At 37.3% G+C, this 21,132-nt stretch carries 18 protein-coding genes; all 18 read right to left on the reverse strand.

All coding sequences use genetic code 11. The features are described from left to right. Positions 1–2: 2 nt before the first annotated feature. Entirely contained in the window at positions 3–1,277 is a 1,275-nt protein-coding gene (gene argH / locus ACB104_RS10945) for an argininosuccinate lyase (RefSeq protein WP_370478677.1), read from the reverse strand. A gap of 90 nt (positions 1,278–1,367) precedes the next feature. Further along, positions 1,368–2,435 carry a M20 family metallo-hydrolase gene (locus ACB104_RS10950; RefSeq protein ID WP_370478678.1) on the reverse strand — a complete coding sequence of 356 codons (1,068 nt, stop codon included), beginning with the start codon at positions 2,433–2,435 and terminating at the stop codon, positions 1,368–1,370. 1 nt (position 2,436) lies between these two features. Next, positions 2,437–3,213, reverse strand: coding sequence for an acetylglutamate kinase (argB, locus tag ACB104_RS10955; protein ID WP_370478680.1), 777 nt, complete (start codon positions 3,211–3,213; stop codon positions 2,437–2,439). 69 nt (positions 3,214–3,282) lie between these two features. After that, positions 3,283–4,221 (reverse strand): N-acetylornithine carbamoyltransferase, encoded by a 939-nt coding sequence (locus ACB104_RS10960; protein ID WP_370478682.1) that lies wholly within the window; start codon positions 4,219–4,221, stop codon positions 3,283–3,285. A 76-nt stretch (positions 4,222–4,297) separates the two neighbouring features. Beyond that, positions 4,298–5,062 carry a glutamate 5-kinase gene (proB, locus tag ACB104_RS10965; RefSeq protein WP_370478684.1) on the reverse strand — a complete coding sequence of 255 codons (765 nt, stop codon included), beginning with the start codon at positions 5,060–5,062 and terminating at the stop codon, positions 4,298–4,300. 2 nt (positions 5,063–5,064) lie between these two features. Then, entirely contained in the window at positions 5,065–6,261 is a 1,197-nt protein-coding gene (locus ACB104_RS10970; RefSeq protein WP_370478686.1) for a glutamate-5-semialdehyde dehydrogenase, read from the reverse strand. 27 nt (positions 6,262–6,288) lie between these two features. After that, on the reverse strand, positions 6,289–7,446 hold the full coding sequence (locus ACB104_RS10975; RefSeq protein ID WP_370478688.1) for an aspartate aminotransferase family protein: 1,158 nt from the start codon (positions 7,444–7,446) through the stop codon (positions 6,289–6,291). Between the two features lie 7 nt (positions 7,447–7,453). Continuing rightward, positions 7,454–8,242: a pyrroline-5-carboxylate reductase gene (gene proC, locus ACB104_RS10980; RefSeq protein WP_370478690.1), complete on the reverse strand. Its 789-nt coding sequence runs from the start codon at positions 8,240–8,242 to the stop codon at positions 7,454–7,456. Between the two features lie 30 nt (positions 8,243–8,272). Further along, the gene (gene argC / locus ACB104_RS10985) at positions 8,273–9,250 is read right to left on the reverse strand and encodes an N-acetyl-gamma-glutamyl-phosphate reductase (protein WP_370478692.1); all 978 of its coding nucleotides are present in this window, start codon (positions 9,248–9,250) and stop codon (positions 8,273–8,275) included. Position 9,251: 1 nt separating this feature from the next. Continuing rightward, a complete protein-coding gene (locus tag ACB104_RS10990; protein ID WP_370478693.1) occupies positions 9,252–10,433 on the reverse strand; it encodes an argininosuccinate synthase in 1,182 nt (393 codons plus the stop codon). 38 nt (positions 10,434–10,471) lie between these two features. Continuing rightward, entirely contained in the window at positions 10,472–11,095 is a 624-nt protein-coding gene (locus ACB104_RS10995; RefSeq protein WP_370478694.1) for a GNAT family N-acetyltransferase, read from the reverse strand. A 466-nt stretch (positions 11,096–11,561) separates the two neighbouring features. Further along, the gene (gene azu / locus ACB104_RS11000; RefSeq protein ID WP_370478695.1) at positions 11,562–12,077 is read right to left on the reverse strand and encodes an azurin; all 516 of its coding nucleotides are present in this window, start codon (positions 12,075–12,077) and stop codon (positions 11,562–11,564) included. Between the two features lie 55 nt (positions 12,078–12,132). Beyond that, positions 12,133–13,725, reverse strand: a complete 1,593-nt coding sequence (locus ACB104_RS11005) for an NADP-dependent glyceraldehyde-3-phosphate dehydrogenase (protein ID WP_370478696.1) — start codon at positions 13,723–13,725, stop codon at positions 12,133–12,135. Positions 13,726–13,879: 154 nt separating this feature from the next. Beyond that, positions 13,880–15,139, reverse strand: coding sequence for a threonine ammonia-lyase IlvA (ilvA, locus tag ACB104_RS11010; protein ID WP_370479096.1), 1,260 nt, complete (start codon positions 15,137–15,139; stop codon positions 13,880–13,882). A gap of 115 nt (positions 15,140–15,254) precedes the next feature. Then, positions 15,255–16,730, reverse strand: a complete 1,476-nt coding sequence (gene ilvC / locus ACB104_RS11015) for a ketol-acid reductoisomerase (RefSeq protein ID WP_370478698.1) — start codon at positions 16,728–16,730, stop codon at positions 15,255–15,257. Between the two features lie 28 nt (positions 16,731–16,758). Then, on the reverse strand, positions 16,759–17,292 hold the full coding sequence (gene ilvN / locus ACB104_RS11020; protein WP_370478700.1) for an acetolactate synthase small subunit: 534 nt from the start codon (positions 17,290–17,292) through the stop codon (positions 16,759–16,761). Positions 17,293–17,302: 10 nt separating this feature from the next. After that, a complete protein-coding gene (ilvB, locus tag ACB104_RS11025; RefSeq protein WP_370478701.1) occupies positions 17,303–19,036 on the reverse strand; it encodes a biosynthetic-type acetolactate synthase large subunit in 1,734 nt (577 codons plus the stop codon). A 54-nt stretch (positions 19,037–19,090) separates the two neighbouring features. After that, on the reverse strand, positions 19,091–20,773 hold the full coding sequence (gene ilvD / locus ACB104_RS11030) for a dihydroxy-acid dehydratase (RefSeq protein ID WP_370478702.1): 1,683 nt from the start codon (positions 20,771–20,773) through the stop codon (positions 19,091–19,093). Between the last annotated feature and the right edge of the window lie 359 nt (positions 20,774–21,132).

Raw genomic sequence — 21,132 nt, forward strand, 5'->3', positions numbered from 1 at the left:
TTTCAATTGGGAAACTTAGCTCGAATTTTGTCCAAACACAAATTATGGATACTACCCACATGTGTATGCTTTTTTGAAGTATCAGGTACATAGGTGCCATCTTGCACTTGTCCACCAATTTTCTGGTACGCTTCCCTAAAAGTTTGACCTTCTTCAACTAAAGTATTGATGTTATCAACTGTAAAAAGATACTTGTATTTATCGTCGTTGATATCTACATCCTTTACAATTATTTGCTGAATGGAATAATTGAAAATATCTAAAATATCCTTTATTTCCTCAAAAGCGGCAATCATGTTTTCTTTTAAAAGTTGAAAATCGCGATGGTAGCCACTTGGTAAATTATTGGTAATTAGAACCATTTCTGTTTGCAAAGCTTGAATTTTATTACATTTACCACGAATCAACTCAAATACGTCTGGATTCTTTTTATGAGGCATAATGCTACTGCCTGTAGTCAATTCATCCGGAAATGAAATAAAACCGAAATTTTGGCTCATATACAAACAAACATCCATGGCAAAACGGGCCATGGTATTGGCTAAACTACCTAATGCCGCCGAAATGGTTCGCTCGTTTTTACCACGCCCCATTTGAGCTGCCACTACATTATATTTTAGGGTTTCAAAGCCCATTTCTTTGGTGGTTAATTCTCTATCTATTGGGAAAGAGCTACCGTAACCCGCTGCCGAACCCAAGGGGTTTTGGTTGACCGTTTTTATGGCTGCATTCAATAAAAACACATCATCAATCATAAGTTCTGCATAAGCTGAAAACCATAAACCGAATGACGATGTCATAGCCACCTGTAAGTGTGTGTAACCAGGCAATACCTTGGCCTTATAGGTTTCAGCTTGACTTAAAAGGGTGTCAAAAAGTTTTCTAACTTTTTCTTTCACCAATGCCAAATTGTCTTTGTAATATAATTGACACGCAACTAAAACTTGATCGTTTCTGGAACGCGCCGTGTGTATTTTTTTTCCGACGTCACCTAAAGTTTTGGTGAGTTCAAATTCTATTTTGGAATGCACATCTTCAAACTGGGAATCGATTATAAAAGTACCTTCTTCAATTTGTTTTTCTAAGTTTTTTAATCCACGTAACAACTCAACCAACTCTTGCGCTGTTAAAATACCAACTTTTTGAAGCATTTTGGCATGTGCTCTCGAAGCGATAACATCGTATTTTGCAATATGAATGTCTATTTCCCTATCGTTGCCAACTGTAAATTGTTCTATTTTTTTATCAATTGATATGCCTTTATCCCAGAGTTTCATTTATTATATTTTTGTCATTCCCGCGAAGGCGGGAATCTTTTAATTATTACTTCTTTGCTGATTCCTGACTTCGCAGGAATGACCAAATCGTTAAACGATTACCCGATTTAACAATTCCACATAAATTTGTATACCTTCTTCTATTTCGCTTATAAAAATGTATTCATCTGCCGAGTGTGACCGTGTGCTGTCGCCCGGACCGAGCTTTAATGACGGACAACTCAAAACCGCTTGGTCTGACAATGTTGGCGACCCATAAGTTGTTCTGCCCATAGCAATACCTGCTTTAACCAAATCGTGATCCATTGGTATAGAGGACGAATTTAATCGCAAACTACGTGGTGTGATTTTTGTGCAGGGTGATTTTTTCTGTAAAATTTCGGCGATTTCAGCATTGGTATAGGCATCATTTACACGCACATCAATCACTAAATCTACATCTGCAGGTACCACATTATGTTGCGAGCCTGCTTTAATTTGGGTAACAGTCATTTTTACATCACCCAAAGCTTCAGAGGTTTTTTCAAACTTAAAATCTTTAAACCATTGCAACACTTCAATGGTGTTGTAAATGGAGTTATTGTCGTTTGGATGGGCTGCATGACTTGGCGTTCCTTCAACTTTGGCATCAAAAACCACAAGGCCTTTTTCAGCCACAGCTAGATTCATCAAAGTTGGCTCACCAACAATGGCAACATCAACCTTTGGAATTACGGAAAGCATACTGTTCAATCCATTCGGGCCACTGCTTTCTTCTTCCGCTGAAGCCACCAAAACCAAGTTATATTTTAAATCCTTTTTATTATAAAAATAGGTGAATGTCGCGATTAAAGACACTAAACACCCCCCTGCGTCGTTGCTGCCCAAACCATACAATTTACCGTTGGCAACGATGGCTTTAAATGGATCTTTTGTATAAGCACTATTGGGTTTTACGGTATCGTGGTGTGAATTTAAAAGCAACGTAGGTTTCCTTTCATCAAAATACTTGTTGACTGCCCAAACGTTGTTCTTGGTTCGTTTATAATCAATATTATAACGTTTCATCCAACCTTCAATATGTGATGCCGTTTTATCCTCTTCCGAAGAAAAAGACTGCGTTTCTATTAACTGTTTTAACAGAAAAATTGCATTGTTGGTTAATTCAGTTAACACCATCTTATAATGTTATTCTTGTAAAATTATCATTCTCTTGGGTCATCATATTGGTGCTGCCCATGTTGATGGTTTTTACGCCATTTTTTAATGCATCAAAACAGTTTTCCAATTTTGGAAGCATGCCATCTGCAACAATCCCTTCATTCAATAATTGTTGATACGTTTTTGAATCAATGTGTTTTACCACTGAACTTTTATCATTGATGTCTTTTAAAACACCATTTAATTCGAAACAATAATAAATAGATGTGTCGTACAAATGGCTCATACCAATCGCAACCTGCGACGTTATAGTGTCTGCATTAGTATTTAACAACTGACCATTGCCATCATGGGTTATGGCGCAAAATACAGGTGTAAAATTGGCTCGAATTAATTTATCTATAGAATTATATGCTACTTCCTTTACATCGCCAACAAAGCCAAAATCAACCTCCTTAATCGGGCGCTTCTCGGATTTAATACTGTTGATATCCGCTCCCGTTAAACCAATGGCATTGGTGTTTAAGGCTTGTAGTTTTGCTACCATATTTTTGTTTACCAAACCGCCATAAACCATGGTGATTACCTCTAAAGTTTCATCATCGGTAACACGTCTTCCATTTATCATTTTAGACTCAATGCCCAATTTTGAAGCGATGGCTGTGGCTCGTTTTCCGCCACCATGCACCAAAATTTTCTTGCCTTCCAATTTTGAAAACAATTCTAAGAAGTCATTTAAAGCATTTTCGTCTTCAATGATGTTTCCTCCTATTTTTACTATGGATAGTTTTTCCATTTTTATACTGTTAGACTTTAGCTTTTAGCTTTAGCATCAAAATGCCATTTGCTAAAGGCCAATAGCCAATTATAAATCTTCCAATATTTTTTTAAGCACTAATTGTGCTGCGTAGGTTCTATTATTAGCCTGTTGAATGACCAAAGAGCTATTACTATCCAACACCGCATCTTCAACAATTACATTTCGTCTCACGGGAAGGCAATGCAAAAATTTTGCATTACCCAATTTTTCTTTGGTAATCATCCAATTGGGGTCGGTATTCAATACTTTTCCGTAGTCTTCATAACTGCTCCAGTTTTTTACATACACAAAATCAGCATCTCTAAAGGCCTCATATTGATTGTGCAAAACAGGCGTACTACCTGTAATTTCAGGATTCAAATTGTAACCTTTGGGGTTGGCAATTACAAATTCTACATCCATTTTTTGCATGGCCTGTGTAAAGCTATTGGCAACCGCATGAGGCAATGCCTTAATATGCGGTGCCCAACTTAATACCACTTTTGGCTTTTTAGTTTTGGCATGCTCTGAAATGGTAATGGCGTCGGTTAAACCCTGTAATGGATGGCCCGTAGCACTTTCCATATTTACAATCGGTACTGAGGAGAATTTTTTAAAGGAGGTTAACACCTGTTCGCTTTCATCCTTTTCCTTATCAATCAACGTTGGAAAAGCGCGAACAGCAATAACATCACAATATTGCGAAACAACGGCAGCAGCTTCTTTTATATGTTCTGCCGTATTACCATTCATAACGGTTCCGTCACCAAATTCTATTCCCCAAGCATCGCCCGAAACATTCATCACAATAGGATTCATCCCTAAGTTTAAAGCTGCCTTTTGGGTGCTCAAACGCGTACGCAAACTGGAGTTGAAAAACAACAAACCTAGTGTTTTGTTCTTTCCCAATTCAATATGTTTTAACGGATTTTCCTTTAATTGTTTAGCTTCCTCAATCCATGAATTGATATTATCTATATCGTTTATGGAGGTGTAATGTTTCATTTTATTTAATATTTTTTAAATGCCGAAGTAAAGCTTAGAATATGCTTAGCCTTATAATACAGCATGACCTCTTATGTCATTTTATTTTGGTAAACGGCACTTTATTTTCTAAAGCGTTAAGTATGAAATTATCTTTCAACCCGTTTACAATCCATGTTTCAATGTTGGCATCTTTAGCTACTGCAGCTGCCTCAATTTTTGACTGCATGCCTCCGCTGCCGTGCGATGATTTAGAATCGACTACTTGCCTCATCAATTCATCAAAATCATCAACCAATTCTATAGTTTTAGACTCACCGTTTTCCATAGATTCCTTAGTGTAAATACCGTTGGTATTTGTGGCGATTATGAACAAATCTGCTTTTAGCAACGATGCTGTTAAAGCTCCCAATTTATCATTGTCACCAAACTTAATCTCGTCGGTAGCCACGGTATCATTTTCATTGATAATAGGAATATAATTATTGTTGACCAACACATTTATGGTATTAACAATATTTTTTCGGCTTTCCTTCTTTTCAAAATCGGAATACGACAACAAACATTGTGAGGTCAACAAACCATATTCCCTGAAAATTTCTTGATAAATTCTGATTAAATGTGGTTGGCCAATTGAAGCCAGTGCCTGTTTTACAAAAACTTCTTTTTGCTTACTTTCCAATTTCACAAATTGTTTAGCCACCGCAATAGCCCCAGAACTTACAATAACAAACTCACAGGTGTCTTGAAGTTGCGCTATTTGATTAGCAATATCTTCAATCTTCCCTCTGGAAATGTTATTGGTTTCTTTTGTAAGCGTATTGGAGCCAACTTTTATTAATATGCGTTTCTTTTTCTGCATGTCTACCTTGTTTGTCCACTACCGTAAACGTACCACTTATTTGTTACCAAATGCTGCAAACCTATTGGCCCACGTTGGTGCAATTTATCTGTACTGATTGCCAATTCCCCTCCCAAACCTAGTTGACCACCATCCGTAAAACGAGTAGATGCATTGTGGTAAACCGCAGCGGTATCTACGTTTTCCATAAAGGTTTTAGCCTCAGCTTCATTGGTTGTAATGATTGATGAAGAATGCCCACCAGAATATTTATTTATCATGGCAATGGCTTCTTCTGTTGAAGCAATTTCACCAATGACAATTTTATAATCCAAAAACTCTTCAGACCAAATAGATTCTGAAGGAATTAAAGAAACCCCATCATATTTTGAAACTTCCTCATCTCCTAAAATTTCAACATTGTGTTCTTTCAATTTTGAAATAAGTGTTTTGATGAAGCTTTCTTTATTGGGAAGGTTTTTATCAACCAAAACTTTATCCAAAGCATTACATGCTGAAATTTTTGCCGTTTTAGCATTGATAATAACTTGCATTGCAATATCCAAATCGGCTTCTTTTTCAACAAAAATAAAGTTGTTTCCGCGACCGCTAATAATGACAGGACAAGTAGCATGTTCTTTTACAAAAGCAATTAATCGCTCGCCTCCACGCGGCACAATCAAATCTACTTGTTGTGTTGGTTTCTCTAGAAAAGCTTGGGTTTCTGTTCGGTTAAACTGTAAATATTCCACCCATTCTGTTGATGCTCCAACATCTTGAAGCGCTTCATGCCACAAGTCGACAATTTTTAAATTTGAATTTGTGGATTCCTTTCCGCCTTTCAACAAAATTTTATTTCCTGATTTAAAGGCAATTCCAGCAGCTTCAACCGTTACATCTGGTCGCGATTCGTAAATAATTAAAACTGTACCAAACGATGCTGTCTTGTTGTAAACCTGCATACCGTTTTCGTGTTTAAAACTGAAACGCTCCACGCCCACTGGGTCGTCTTGTGAAGCAAGATGTGTTACAGCTTTAATCATTTCGTCAACTTTTGCATCATCAACCTTCAAACGGTCGTACATAGAAATGTCTTCGCCTTTGTAGGCTTCTAAATCACTTTTATTAATTTCAATAATAGCTTGTCTTTCACGTTCTAAAAGCTCTGCCATTTTAAGCAATACGGCATTTCTGGATTCTATTTTTAGTAAGGTATTCATTCTTTAATTTTCTGTTTACTGTGGCTGCTAACTAGCAACTTCAGCAGTCTTTTCCATTTCCTCCAGCACATCAATTAACGCCTCAAAAAAATGATTGATATGGTCTTTTTTAATGGTTAAAGGAGGTAATATTCTAAGCAATTTTTTGTTTGATGCACCGCCCGTAAAAATATGCTGTTCGTAAATTAATTTTTTTCTTAACGCACCGACTTCAAAATCAAATTCAAGCCCGAGCATTAATCCCCTACCTTTAATATTTTTTATCTGCGGAATTGTTTTGGCCAACTTTATAAAATATTCGGACATGGCATTTACATTATCCATCAAGTTTTCGTTTTTGATAGCATCCAAAACGGCTATACCTGCGGCACATGCCAAATGGTTTCCTCCAAAGGTAGTTCCGAGCATGCCATATTTGGCTTCAATATTTGGGTGAATTAGAATCCCTCCAATTGGAAATCCGTTACCCATACCTTTTGCAATGGAAATAATATCTGGGGTGACGTTATATTGTTGAAACGCAAAGAATTTTCCTGAACGCCCATAACCCGATTGAACTTCATCAGCTATAAACATCGTATCGTTTGCTTTACATAACGCGTAAACCTGTTCGAAGAAATCTGCCGTACCTTGGTCTAACCCGCCAACACCTTGAATAAATTCCACAATAACCGCGCAAACATCACCTTTTTCAAGTTCGGCCTTAACGCCTAAAATGTCATTCAATTCTAAAATGGTAACTTTTTGCTGAGCGTTTAATGGCGCTATGATATTTGGATTGTCGGTTGCCGCGACAGCCGCCGATGTTCTTCCATGAAAACCGTTCTTAAAGGCTACGACACGTGATTTACCTGTTTTAAACGAAGCTAATTTTAAGGCATTTTCATTGGCTTCTGCTCCAGAATTGCATAAAAAAAGTTCGTAATCTTTACATCCCGAAAGAGCCTCAAGTTTATTAGCCAACTCTACTTGTAACGGATTTTGAATGGCATTGGAATAAAACCCGAGTTGAGCAACCTGATATGAAACTGCCTTAACGTATTTTGGATGTGCATGACCAATAGAAATTACGGCATGTCCACCGTATAAATCTAAATACTCGGTTCCTGCATCATCATAAACATAAATGCCCTTGGCAGAAACAGGGGTTACATCATACAACGGGTAAACATCAAATAATGGCATTTTTGTTTTATTTTAATTGATTAATTTTTTCGTAGGACGCCACAATACCCTGGATTAAAGCAGAGCTTAACCCTTGGTGTTCCATAGCATTTAAACCTTCAATGGTACAACCACTTGGCGTTGTTACTCGGTCGATTTCTTGCTCAGGATGTCTTCCTGATTCTAAGAGTAAGCTTGCTGCACCGTAACATGTTTGTGTGGCCAATTCATGGGCTTCATGGGCTTCAAACCCCAATTGAATAGCGCCTTGTGTTGTTGCCCTTACTAAACGCATCCAAAATGCAATACCACTAGCACAAATTACTGTTGAAGCTTGAATCAATTCTTCTGGAATAACCAATGTTTTTCCCAATTGATTGAAAATATCCTGTGCTAAAGACACTTTATCTTGAGCCACATTATTTGCTGCAATACAGGTCATGGATTTACCAATGGAAATGGCCGTATTTGGCATCACACGAATAATATTTTTATTGCTTCCAATAATTCTTTCAATACGAGGAATTTCCACTCCTGCTGCCACTGAGATAATAATGTGCTTATCGGTTATTTTTGGCAACACACTTTCTAAAACCTTGTCGATATGTTTTGGCTGTAGCGCAAAAATCACCATATCGGAATGTTCTACGGCGAGGTCGTTATCGTTGGTTACGGTAACATTTTCCAAGGTTGCATAGGCATCTACATTGGCCGTGTTCTTGTCGCTCAAATACAACGAGGTGAACGAATTGTTTTTAATAAGCCCTTTTGCTATTGAACTTCCTAAATTACCTGTTCCTATTATGGCTATTTTCATGATTAATTTGTGGTTTTTGGTTTCTGGTTATTAGAAATACGTTGCTTTTAAATGTAAACCTGTTGTTTCTTCCAAACCAAAAATTAAGTTCATATTTTGTATTGCCTGTCCTGAAGCACCTTTCAATAAATTATCAATTATACTGGTTACCAATAATTTACCTTTATGCTTATGTAAATGGATTAAGCATTTATTGGTATTAACTACTTGTTTTAGATGTAAAAAATCATCGGCAACGAATGTGAATTTGGCATCTTTGTAAAATGCATTATATATATCCTTTGCCTCTTCAACAGCCCCTTCAAAATCAGTATAAACTGTTGCAAAAATTCCTCTTGAAAAATTTCCTCTATTCGGCATGAACAAAATATCTGATTTAAAACCATTCTGTAATTGCTTTACCGATTGGTTGATTTCACCTAAATGTTGATGCGTAAAGGGTTTGTAATAAGAGAAATTATTATCCCTCCATGGAAAATGTGATGTTTCAGACAATGATGTGCCTGCACCCGTAGCTCCTGTAACGGCATTAATGTGCACGTCGTTATTTAGCAAACCTTTGTTTGCTAATGGCAATAACGCCAACTGAATTGCCGTTGCAAAACATCCTGGATTGGCAATGTAATTCGCCTTCTTAATGGTTTCACGTTGTAATTCTGGTAAGCCGTAAACAAATGTTTTTCCTTCAAATAATTTATCAGCTTCCAGTCTGAAGTCATTACCTAAATCAATGATTTTGGTGTTTTTTGAAAAGGTATTTGCCGATAAAAACTTAACCGAATTTCCGTGCCCCAAACATAAAAACAACACATCAACCTCCGGATTTACTGAATCGGTAAATTTTAAATCTAAATCCCCTTCTAAATCTTGATGGATTTTGCTTATCTTGTTTCCCGCATTGGACGTGCTGTATACAAAGTTTATTTCGGCCTTTGGATGATTAATTAGCAATCTAATTAACTCGCCTGCCGTGTAACCTGCACCTCCTATAATGCCAACTTGAATCATTTTAATTTGAATTTACCTGTTGATATATTTTATTTTGGTTTCCGAAGATTTTGATAAATCCTTTGGCTTCATCAGCCGTCCAACCTTTATTTTCTTCACCGTAACTTCCGAACTTAGCACTCATTAAATCGTGTTCTGAAGAAATACCATCCAATGAGAAGTGATAAGGCTTCAATGTAACCGTAACATCTCCCGAAACTTTATCTTGGCTACTTTGTAAATAGGCTTCCATATCACGCATCACAGGATCTAAATATTGTCCTTCATGCAAATGCATACCATAAAAACTGGCAATATATTCCTTGTGCTGCAGTTGCCATTTGGTTAGTGTATGTTTTTCCAACAAATGGTGTGCTTTAATGGTAATTAAGGCAGCTGAAGCCTCAAAACCAACACGTCCTTTTATGCCAACAATGGTATCACCAACATGAATATCCCTCCCAATAGCATAAGCCGAAGCTAAATTATTAAGGACTTCAATATTAATTTCTGGAGCATTTTCAACGCCATTTACAGCAACCAATTCTCCTTTTTCAAAAGTCAACTTTACCTTTTCTTCTTGTGCATGCTTCAATTGAGAAGGATATGCTTCTTCTGGTAACGGTTTATTTGAAGTCAATGTTTCCGAACCACCTACACTGGTTCCCCAAAGCCCTTTGTTAATTGAATATTTGGCCTTTTCCCAAGACATGTCAATACCATTCGCTTTTAGATAATCTATCTCTTGTTGTCTGGTTAATTTTTCATCTCGAATTGGCGTAATAATCTTGATATTTGGCGCCAAGGTTTGAAAAATCATATCAAAACGTACTTGGTCATTACCCGCACCGGTACTACCATGGGCTATATATTCGGCATCAATACTTTTGGCATATTCTATAATTTCAATAGCTTGAATAATACGTTCTGCACTTACCGATAATGGATACGTATTATTCTTTAACACATTTCCAAAGATTAAATACTTTACTACCTTTTGATAAAAGGTCGCAACGGCATCAACATTTTTATATGTTGAAACGCCCATTTTGTATGCGTTGCTTTCTATGCGGTCTATCTCAGCTTTTGTAAACCCTCCCGTGTTAACACTTACCGCATGCACATCGTATTCCTTTGATAAACTTACGGCACAGTACGATGTATCCAATCCGCCACTGTAAGCTATGACTAATTTTTTCTTCATTTTTAATTCTTTGTCATTTTCATAAACCAGAAAATGTATTACTCTTTATTTTTTTCTTTATTAAGAAACATGGCTTCCTTAATGTGCTTAAGTCTTTTGAAAACCTTTTCCTTTATGATTTTATGCACTTTACCATCTTTTGCTTTTGGATCATATAACATGCCTGTGCATAAACACATCTTTCGGTTGGTTCGGGTTAAAACATCATAGTTTTTACACGTTTGGCAACCGTCCCAAAACGTTGGGTCATCTGTTAATTCAGAAAATGGCACGGGTTTATAGCCCAAATCGCTGTTCATTTTCATCACCGCCAATCCTGTAGTGATACTGAACACTTTCGAATCTGGAAACTTGTTCCTTGAATGTTCAAAAACTTTGTGCTTTATTTTTTTAGCAAGACCTACACCGCGGTAATCTGGATGCACAATTAAACCTGAATTGGCAACAAATTTACCATGGCCCCATTTTTCTATGTAACAAAATCCAGCAAATTTATCGCCATCTAAAGCGATAACGGCATTGCCGTTTTCCATTTTCGTGGAGATATATTCGGGCGTACGTCTAGCAATACCTGTGCCTCTTACAGCTGCAGACTCTGCAATGGTTTCACAAATTATTTCGGCGTATTTTATATGTGATTTATCGGCTATAACAACCTTCATTTCCTTGTTTCTATTGAGTTTTCAATTTATTTTATTTTCCCTTTGGCTGAACTGGACGCACCTAATTCTATAAAATTAAACATACCCTTACGGGCGACGAGGAAAATCACGGCGTATAGACTTGTGGCTAATTAGCAAATTAACTGTATTTTTAAAAGGTATGAAAATATTTTTGGACACTATGAAAAAAATTAAAATTACGTTTTGGGTTTAGCTGACAACAATTAGATGCGGCGATTGCGCACCGGCAAACCGGGTGTAGAACAACGTATTTTAGTTTTTAATGCTTTCATGATGTAAAATTATAATTTTATTTGTTAAAATAACTATCGCTAAACCACTTTTTCATTAAAATTATTGATAATAAGGCTTTACAACCCTTTGAGTTGCAATATTTCATCCTTTTTTTGTTTTATTTAAACGATTCAATAAGGCCCTTCTAATTTCTTGCTTACTCAACAAGTTTTTAATCTACAATAAACTTACCACGCATCAGCGCATAATGCCCTGGAAAACTACACAAAAACTCATAAGTTCCTGCCTCGGGTGCATCAAATTCAATGGATGTTACCTGTCCGCCTCCAATCAAGTTAGTATGCGCTATGACCTCATCGGAATCCTTCGGTATGTAATTGTTTTCCTTTTGCGTTGCTGCTTTATTTCCAAAGGCCACCAGGTTCGCTCCCTGTTTCAGCAATACAAAATTATGACCCATCACATTAGCATCCAATTTACCTATATGGCGTAGTGTTAATTTTACCCTTTGCCCAACTTTAACCCTAATTTCATTAAGGTTAAATTGCATGGCGTCATTTCCTGTAATGACAATATTGGCAACATTACTATTTTGTTTCACTTCTGCTTCAGAAGAACTTGTTTTTTCATATGAAAAGGTTTCTTTTTCCTTCCCTTCCTTTCCTCCGCAATTAAACAACAGTAAAGCAAAAAAGATTGAGTATAGCTTAAATTTAAAAGTTTTCATTTTTTAATGTTCTTTTTGAATCAGTTTTATAAAATGATTGAGCTATTAATAAAGTCTAGAGTATATAATCCGTACTTATGAAATTTGATGTTTTATGCTCTAAAAGCTCGGTTAAAATGGCATTATTATATGCATTGTCTTTAGATGCCACAAAAGTCCTAATGGAAAATGAGCGCAAAGCATCGTGCACACTAAGCGTACCAAAAGCAGAATCTTTTCTTCCTGTGAACGGATATACATCCGGGCCTCGTTGACAAGAGCTATTCAAATTTACACGACATACTAAGTTTACCAAAGTATCTATTAGAGGCGACAAGGTTTGAATGTTTTTGCCGAACAAACTAACTTGCTGCCCGTAGTTAGATTCCGCCATATCGTTTAAAGGTTCTTCAATATCTGAAAATGAAAGCACCGGAATTACAGGCCCAAATTGTTCTTCCTGAAAAACGCGCATATCTTTGCTTACTGGATACAAAACCGCGGGGAAAATAAAATTCTCTGAAACTTCCCCACCTTTTTCATTTAAAACCTTGGCACCTTTATTAATGGCATCGTCTATTAATTCTTGAATGTAAGCCGGCTTATCCTCTTCAGGGAGCGGGGTTAATTTAACACCTTTTTCCCAAGGGTTCCCAAATTTCATCTGGTCCACTTTGTAAGAAAATCGCCTATTGAATTCTTCTACAACAGATTCATGAACATATAGAACTTTTAATGCTGTACAGCGCTGGCCGTTAAAAGACAGGGTACCCGTTATACATTCTTCAACCGCTAAATCCAAATCTGCATCTGGCAGTACAATGGCTGGGTTTTTTGCCTCTAAACCTAAAACCATGCGTAACCGGTTCCCTTTAGGATGTTGTGCCTGGAGGGCATTAGCCGACTTGCTGTTTCCAATTAAAGCCAGTACATCTATTTTTCCAGATTTCATGATTGGTGTAGCCAAAACGCGGCCGCGACCGTAAATAATGTTTACCACTCCTTTAGGAAAACTATTTTGAAATGCCTCCAATAAAGGTGAAATAAGTAGCACCCCTAATTTTGCTGGTTTAAAAATAACCGTGTTCCCCATAATCAATGCAGGAATAAGCAAGGTAAACGTTTCGTTAAGCGGATAGTTATAAGGGCCTAAACATAGCACTACGCCGAGTGGTCCACGACGAATGTGGGCATAAACTTCAGAGTTCTTTTCAAACTTTGCAGAATCTCTATCTATTTGTTTGTATGCCTCAATTGTATCATAAATATAATCAACTGTTCGGTCAAATTCCTTTTCAGAATCTGGAAGATTCTTTCCAATTTCCCACATTAAAAATTTTACCGTCTCTTCTCTTTTGGTCTTCATTTGCTTGACAAACTTTTCCATGCAAGCAATTCTATCAACCACCTTAATTGTTGGCCACAAGCCTTGTCCATTGTCATAAGCTTTTACAGCTGAATTCAGGGCATCCAAAGCTTCCTCTTCACCTAATTGGGGTACAGTTCCCAATAAGGTTGGCTTATATCTTTCAGTAGAGGAAATTGTAGAATAAACCTCTGCCGTATCACCTTCCCAATGCTTTAACTCGCCATCTGCCAAATACGTGTTTTGGTGGAATAAAGATTCTATTTGAAATGCTTCCGGAATGTCTTGAAATGAATTTTTCATGATTAGAAAGTTAGTTTTTTAGTTTAGCATAAAGCATGCTTATCAAAAGTAAAGAAAAATAACGCATCATTAATGTTGAGAGCACATAGAATTTGAGGAATGACGCGAAAACGATTTCGACAAAACCGCCCAAAAAGCACTAAAAAACTTAGAACTAAACTAAAAACTGAAACAAATCTGGCTTATCATTTAAATAGTCGCCATAAAAATTGTGCTCTTTCATTTTGGCAATAAGCGGCTTTAAATCGTCGGCTGATTTCAATTGAACCCCTACCACGGCTGAACCATTTTCCCTATTGGTTTTTTTGGCGTATTGAAAATAAGTGATATCATCATTTTTTCCCAAAATATCGACTACAAATTCCTTTAACGCTCCTGCTCGTTGCGGAAAATTCACAATAAAATAATGCTTCAAGTTAGCGTACAATAGAGCCCTTTCTTTAATTTCTGGTGTTCTGGTAATATCGTTATTACTTCCGCTAACCACACAAACTACATTTTTCCCTTTTATTTTTTCTGCATAAAAATCCAAAGCTGAAATACTAAGTGCCCCGGCAGGTTCAACCACAATAGCATCTTTGTTATAAAGTTCTAAAATGGTTTCACAAACCTTGCCTTCCGGAACGGTTGTCATGGCATCCAAATTCTTTTTACAAATGGCAAAATTTAAGTCGCCCACGCGTTTCACCGCAGCTCCGTCAACAAACTTGTCGATTTCATCTAGTTCGGTATTTTCATTGTTTTTTATTGACTCGGTCATTGAAGGCGCTCCTTCTGGCTCAACACCAATAATTTTTGTATTTGGTGACAATTTTTTAAAAACAGTAGATAAACCTGAAGCCAATCCACCTCCACCAACGGCAACGAAAACATAATCTATTGGCTCTTTTGCTTGTTCCAAAATTTCCAAGGCAATAGTTGCTTGGCCTTCAATTACTTTTTCGTCATTAAATGGATGAATGAATGTTTTTTCTAACTGCTCACACTCGGTCAAGGCGGCGTGATATGCATCATCAAAAGTATCACCAACCAATTTAATTTCTATAAAATCTTCACCAAACATCTCAACCTGTTCTAACTTCTGGCTTGGGGTCGGGGCTGGCATATAAATAGTTCCTTTAATTTTTAGAAGCTTGCACGATAAAGCAACACCTTGTGCATGATTGCCAGCACTTGCACAAACTACTCCGATTTTGGCCTCTTCTTTTGTTAATGAACTTATCTTATTATAAGCACCTCGAATTTTATAAGAGCGCACTTGCTGGAGGTCTTCGCGCTTAAAAAGGATATTGGCACCAAATTTCTTGGAATACCTTAAACTTGGACTTAGATGTGTGACCGCCGATACCTTCTTAATGTTTTCGGCTGCACGTTTTATATCATCTATTTTAGGAAAATACGTTTTCAATTCCAGCTTCACTTTTCACTTTAAAATTAAACATTTTAACAATAAAAAAGCCTGCTGAATTTAAAAATCCAACAGGCTTTCACCATCAAATTTAGTTTAGTTTAGTTATTTGTTTAATGGTTTATACTATTGGTTTCATAGCCGTCATAGATGCTCTTAAGAATCTACCAACTTTTTCAACGGGATGCTCTCTTAAAGCCTTATTAACAGCAATCAATTTTGCATTATCTACAGCTTTACCGTTATCTTTTGAATAAGCTTTACCAATTACGTCGGTATCAATTTTCTTCATGAAATCACCCAATAAAGGCTTACAAGCATGATCGAACAAATAGCATCCGTACTCTGCAGTATCAGAAATTACGCGGTTCATTTCGTAAAGTTTCTTTCTGGCAATGGTATTGGCAATTAGCGGCGTTTCATGTAAAGACTCGTAATAAGCTGATGCATCAATAATACCTGAATCTACCATAGCCTCAAAAGCCAACTCAACGCCTGCACGCACAAGGGCTACCATCAATACGCCATTATCGTAATATTCTTGCTCGGTAATTTCCATGTTTCCAGCTGGAGTTTTTTCAAAAGCAGTTTCGGATGTTGCAGCTCTCCATCCCAATAAATCTTTGTCATCATTGGACCAATCTGCCATCATACCTGAAGAAAAACGACCTTCAATAATGTCGTCCATGTGTTTTTGGAACAACGGACGCATAATATCTTTTAATTCTTCTGACAATTCAAATGCCTTAATTTTTGCAGGATTAGACAAACGATCCATCATATTGGTAACACCGCCGTATTTTAGTCCTTCGGTTACGGTTTCCCATCCAAATTGGATTAGTTTTGAAGCATAACCTGGATCGATTCCTTTTTCAACCATTTTATCAAAACATAGAATAGAACCAGTTTGCAACAGGCCACAAAGAATGGTTTGCTCACCCATTAAATCTGATTTTACTTCAGCAATAAAAGACGATGCCAACACACCTGCTCTGTCACCACCTGTAGCCACAGCATAAGCTTTTGCTTGCGCCCAACCTTTTCCTTCAGGATCGTTTTCTTCGTGTACCGCAATTAATGTTGGCACACCAAAACCTCTTTTGTATTCCTCACGAACCTCAGAACCTGGAGACTTAGGTGCTACCATAATTACAGTAAGGTCTTTACGGATTTGCATACCTTCCTCAACAATATTGAATCCATGGGAATACGCTAAAGTAGCTCCTTTTTTCATCAAAGGCATTACCGCATTAACTACGCTAGTGTGTTGTTTATCTGGTGTTAAGTTTAAAACTAAATCTGCAATTGGAATTAACTCTTGGTAAGTGCCTACGGTAAATCCGTTTTCAGTTGCATTTACAAAAGATGCTCGTTTTTCAGCAATGGCGGCATCACGTAAAGCATAAGAAATATCCAATCCAGAATCTCTCATGTTAAGCCCTTGGTTTAAACCTTGAGCCCCACAGCCTACAATGACTACTTTTTTACCTTTTAATGCATTTACTCCATCAGCAAATTCTGAAGTGTCCATAAATCTACACTTGGATAATTGATTTAATTTATCTCTTAACGATAGCGTGTTAAAATAATTTCCCATCTTAATTTTATTGTTATTATTGGTTTGTTTATTGGTTATTAAATGCCGTAAGCATTTCTGTTATTTTCATTTCGTCTTTGGTTACCGCAATTCTACCAGAACGTACAAATTGCATGATACCGAATACATTTAAATCTCTTCGCAAAGATTCTATTTCGTTTCTTCTACCTGATTTTTCAAGCACAAAAAACTCTTTGTTTACGGTAACAATTCTGGTATCGCTTTCTTTGATGATATTTTGAATTTGAGGTTCGTCAAATAGTAAATCCGACTTAATTTTAAACATACAAGATTCAGTAAAAATGGTTTGGTCGTCTGTATGATAATAGGCTTTAATGGTTTCTACCTGCTTTTCAATTTGCCTTACAATCTTCATTGCTTGGGTTTCCGTCGTGTTGACCACAATTACAAAACGGTTAACACCATCAATCTCTGACTGTGAAGTTGTTAAACTTTCAATATTGATATGTCGCCTTTGAAATATCGCTGAAATACGGTTAAGTAAACCGATATTGTTTTCGGTGTAAACCGATATGGTGAATGTTTTTATGTCTTCGTTCATCTTTGTAATCTTAGCTTAATCTGATATCTGAAACTGATGCCCCTGATGGTATCATTGGGAACACATTGTCTTCTTTCTCAACACAAACTTCAAGGAAATATGCACCTTCTGAAGCCATCATTTCTTTAATGGCGTCTGCCAATTCCTCACGCTTGGTTACGCGCTGGGCACTGATGTGATACCCTTTTGCGATGGTAACAAAATCTGGATTGGTCATTTCAGTTGATGCGTAGCGTCTATCAAAAAACAACTGTTGCCATTGGCGAACCATACCCAAAAATTCATTATTTAAAACAACTATTTTAACGGGAACTTTGGTTTGAAAAATGGTTCCCAATTCCTGAATATTCATTTGGTAACCACCATCACCGATAATAGCCACAACATCACGCTCTGGCGCTGCCATTTTAGCACCGATAGCCGCGGGAAGTGCAAACCCCATGGTACCTAAACCTCCTGAAGTAATGTTACTTTTTGTAACGTTAAACTCTGAATACCTACAGGCTATCATTTGGTGCTGACCAACATCTGAAACAATGGCGGCATTGCCTTTGCTCTCAACATTTATTTGCTTTAACACCTCACCCATGGTTAACCCTTCTTTGGTGGGGTGAAGGTCATTTTTAATCACTTTTTCAAACTCAATGGCGTACAAATCCTTAAACTCTTGCAACCATGCTTCATGAGAGTTTTTATTTAAAGCATCCAAAAGCATAGCCAGACTTTCCTTAGCATTACCGAGAACAGCTACATCTGTTTTTACGTTTTTATCAATCTCAGCAGGGTCAATATCAAAATGAATGATTTTGGCTTGTTTTGCATAAGTCTTTAAATCCCCCGTTACACGGTCGTCAAATCGCATACCAATGGCGATAAGTACGTCACATTCATTTGTTAATTTATTTGGTGCATAATTTCCGTGCATACCTACCATTCCAACATTTAATTGATGGGAAGTTGGTAATGCTGAAGCACCTAAAATAGTCCATGACGCCGGAATTCCTGCTTTTTCAACAACCGCCTTCAATTCTTCTTCAGCTTGACCCAAGATTACCCCTTGCCCCCAAACAATCAAGGGTTTTTTGGCATTGTTAATCAACTCTGCAGCGGCATTTATGGCTTCTGGTTTTGTTTTTGGCACAGGCGTATAGCTTCTTATACCATTACACTTTTCATATTTAAAATCAAGTTGGCTTACTTGAGCATCTTTCGTAATATCAACCAATACAGGACCCGGCCTTCCGCTTTTCGCAATGTAAAAAGCTTTTGCCAAAGCTTCTGGTATATCGGCCGCTTTTGTAACTTGGCAGTTCCATTTGGTTACTGGTGTAGAAATACCAACAATATCAGTTTCTTGGAAGGCATCACTACCCAATAAATGTGAAAACACTTGCCCCGTAATGCACACCAAAGGTGTTGAATCTATCTGTGCATCTGCAATGCCCGTAATTAAATTAGTAGCTCCAGGACCTGAAGTAGCCATCGCCACACCTACTTTACCCGAAATTCTTGCATAACCTTGGGCAGCATGTGCCGCTCCTTGTTCATGGCGTGTCAAAACATGGTGAATTCGGTCTTGATACTTGAACAATTCGTCATAAACAGGCATTATGGCCCCTCCTGGGTAGCCATAAAGCGTTTCAACCCCTTCAGCAAGCAAACATCTAATTATAGCCTCGCTACCTGTAATTCTTTCAACTTTATCTGCCACTTTTTTTGTTTTGTTTACGGTTTGTGTTTTCATAATCCACAATTTAAGTATATAAGGTTTCCGTTTCTACGGAAATGAAAAATCATTTTAAAATGCGTCCGTCACACAGCCTTTTGAAGCTGATGCCACTGATTTTGCATATTTATATAAAATCCCTTTTTTATGTTTTAATTCAGGAGCAACCCATTCTGCTTTTCTTTCTGATAATTCTTCATCTGAAAGCAATACATTGATGGAATTATCTTCTGCACTTATTTTTATTCTATCACCGGTTTTTACCAATCCAATGGTTCCTCCAGTTTGCGCTTCTGGAGTAATGTGTCCAACTACGAAGCCATGCGTTCCACCTGAAAAACGTCCATCAGTAATCAATGCCACCGATTTCCCTAAACCAGCACCCATAATAAGCGAAGTAGGTTTAAGCATTTCGGGCATACCCGGACCTCCTTTTGGACCTACATATCGAATAACAACTACATCGCCTTTTTCAACTTCTCCTTTTGAAATTCCTGTATTGGCGGCTTGCTCTCCATCATACACCACGGCTTTACCTTCAAACACCAAGCCTTCTTTGCCCGATATTTTAGCCACAGCACCTTCAGTTGCCAAATTTCCATAAAGAATCTGAAGATTTCCTGAGGATTTAAGCGCCTTATCTATAGGATAGATAACATCTTCTTCTTCAAACTTAAGTGGCTCAACATCCTTTAAATTTTCAGCTAAAGTTTTTCCTGTAACGGTCATACAATCACCGTGCAAGTAACCATTATCCAATAAATATTTCATTACAGCAGGCGTACCACCTATACCGTGAACATCTTCCATTAAGTATTTTCCACTTGGTTTCAAATCGGCAATTAACGGTGTTCTATCACTTACCCGTTGAAAGTCTTCCAGTGTAAAATCGATATCCGCTGCATGTGCTATAGCCAAGAAATGTAGTACTGCGTTAGTAGAACCGCCCAATGCGTTTACCAAAGCAATGGCATTTTCTATGGACTTTTTAGAAATGATATCCAAAGGTTTCAAATCCAGTTCCAAAAGATTTTTTATGGCAATTGCCGTTCTTTCGCTTTCAGATAATTTATTTGGGTTTTCAGCAGGAATGGAAGAGTTGTAAGGCAGTGCAAACCCCATACACTCAATGGCCGAAGCCATAGTGTTTGCGGTATACATACCACCACATGCTCCAGCACCCGGAATGGCTCTTTTTATAATTTCCCTGTATTCTTCTTCATCAATCTCACCAGCCACTTTTTGTCCCAAAGCTTCAAAAGCCGAAACAATATTTAGTTTTTGTCCTTTATAATTTCCTGAGGCTATGGTTCCACCATACATCATGATTGACGGGCGGTTTAAACGCAGCATTGCAATAACAGCACCCGGCATGTTCTTATCGCAACCAACCACAGAGATTAACGCATCATAGCTTTGTGCGTTCATTACAGTTTCAATAGAATCTGCAATAATATCCCGAGACGCCAAAGAATAATTCATCCCTGAAGTCCCCATAGAAATACCATCACTCACCCCAATGGTATTGAAGCCTAAACCAACTAATCCAGCTATTTTACACTCAATTTTTACCTCAGCGGCCAAATTATTTAAATGCATGTTACATGGGTTGCCATCGTATCCTGTACTGGCTATACCAACTTGGGCTTTGTTCATGTCTTCATCCGTTAAACCTACGGCGTATAACATGGCCTGCGAAGCTGGCTGCGATTCATCCTGTGTTAATCTTTTACTGTGTTTATTAAGTTCCTTCATTTTGTTTAAGAATAATTCAGTACTCTATTTAGTATTTTGTTCAGTATTCTAAAATTTTAAGATTTTTAACAAGAATTCCCCAAAATAAGCCCAAATAATTTTCGAAATTAATTGATTGATTACTTATTAGGTTCTACCATTACTAGGTTGGGTTAAACTCACGACTTCAAAAATCCACATAACAAATTGAAAAACAAGTAATTAATCTATTATTTTTATGATGTTCAAAATGAAAAAAAATAGCATTAAAAAGCCCTCCATTAAGTAGGAAGGCCAAAAATATATTTTCATTCTTTTATACCACCCTACTAGCCCAGTGAAATAATGACACAGACGACAGTAAAAACGATATTTGAAAC

It is taken from the genome of Tamlana flava (assembly GCF_041287255.1).
Taxonomy (GTDB): Bacteria; Bacteroidota; Bacteroidia; order Flavobacteriales; family Flavobacteriaceae; genus Tamlana; species Tamlana flava.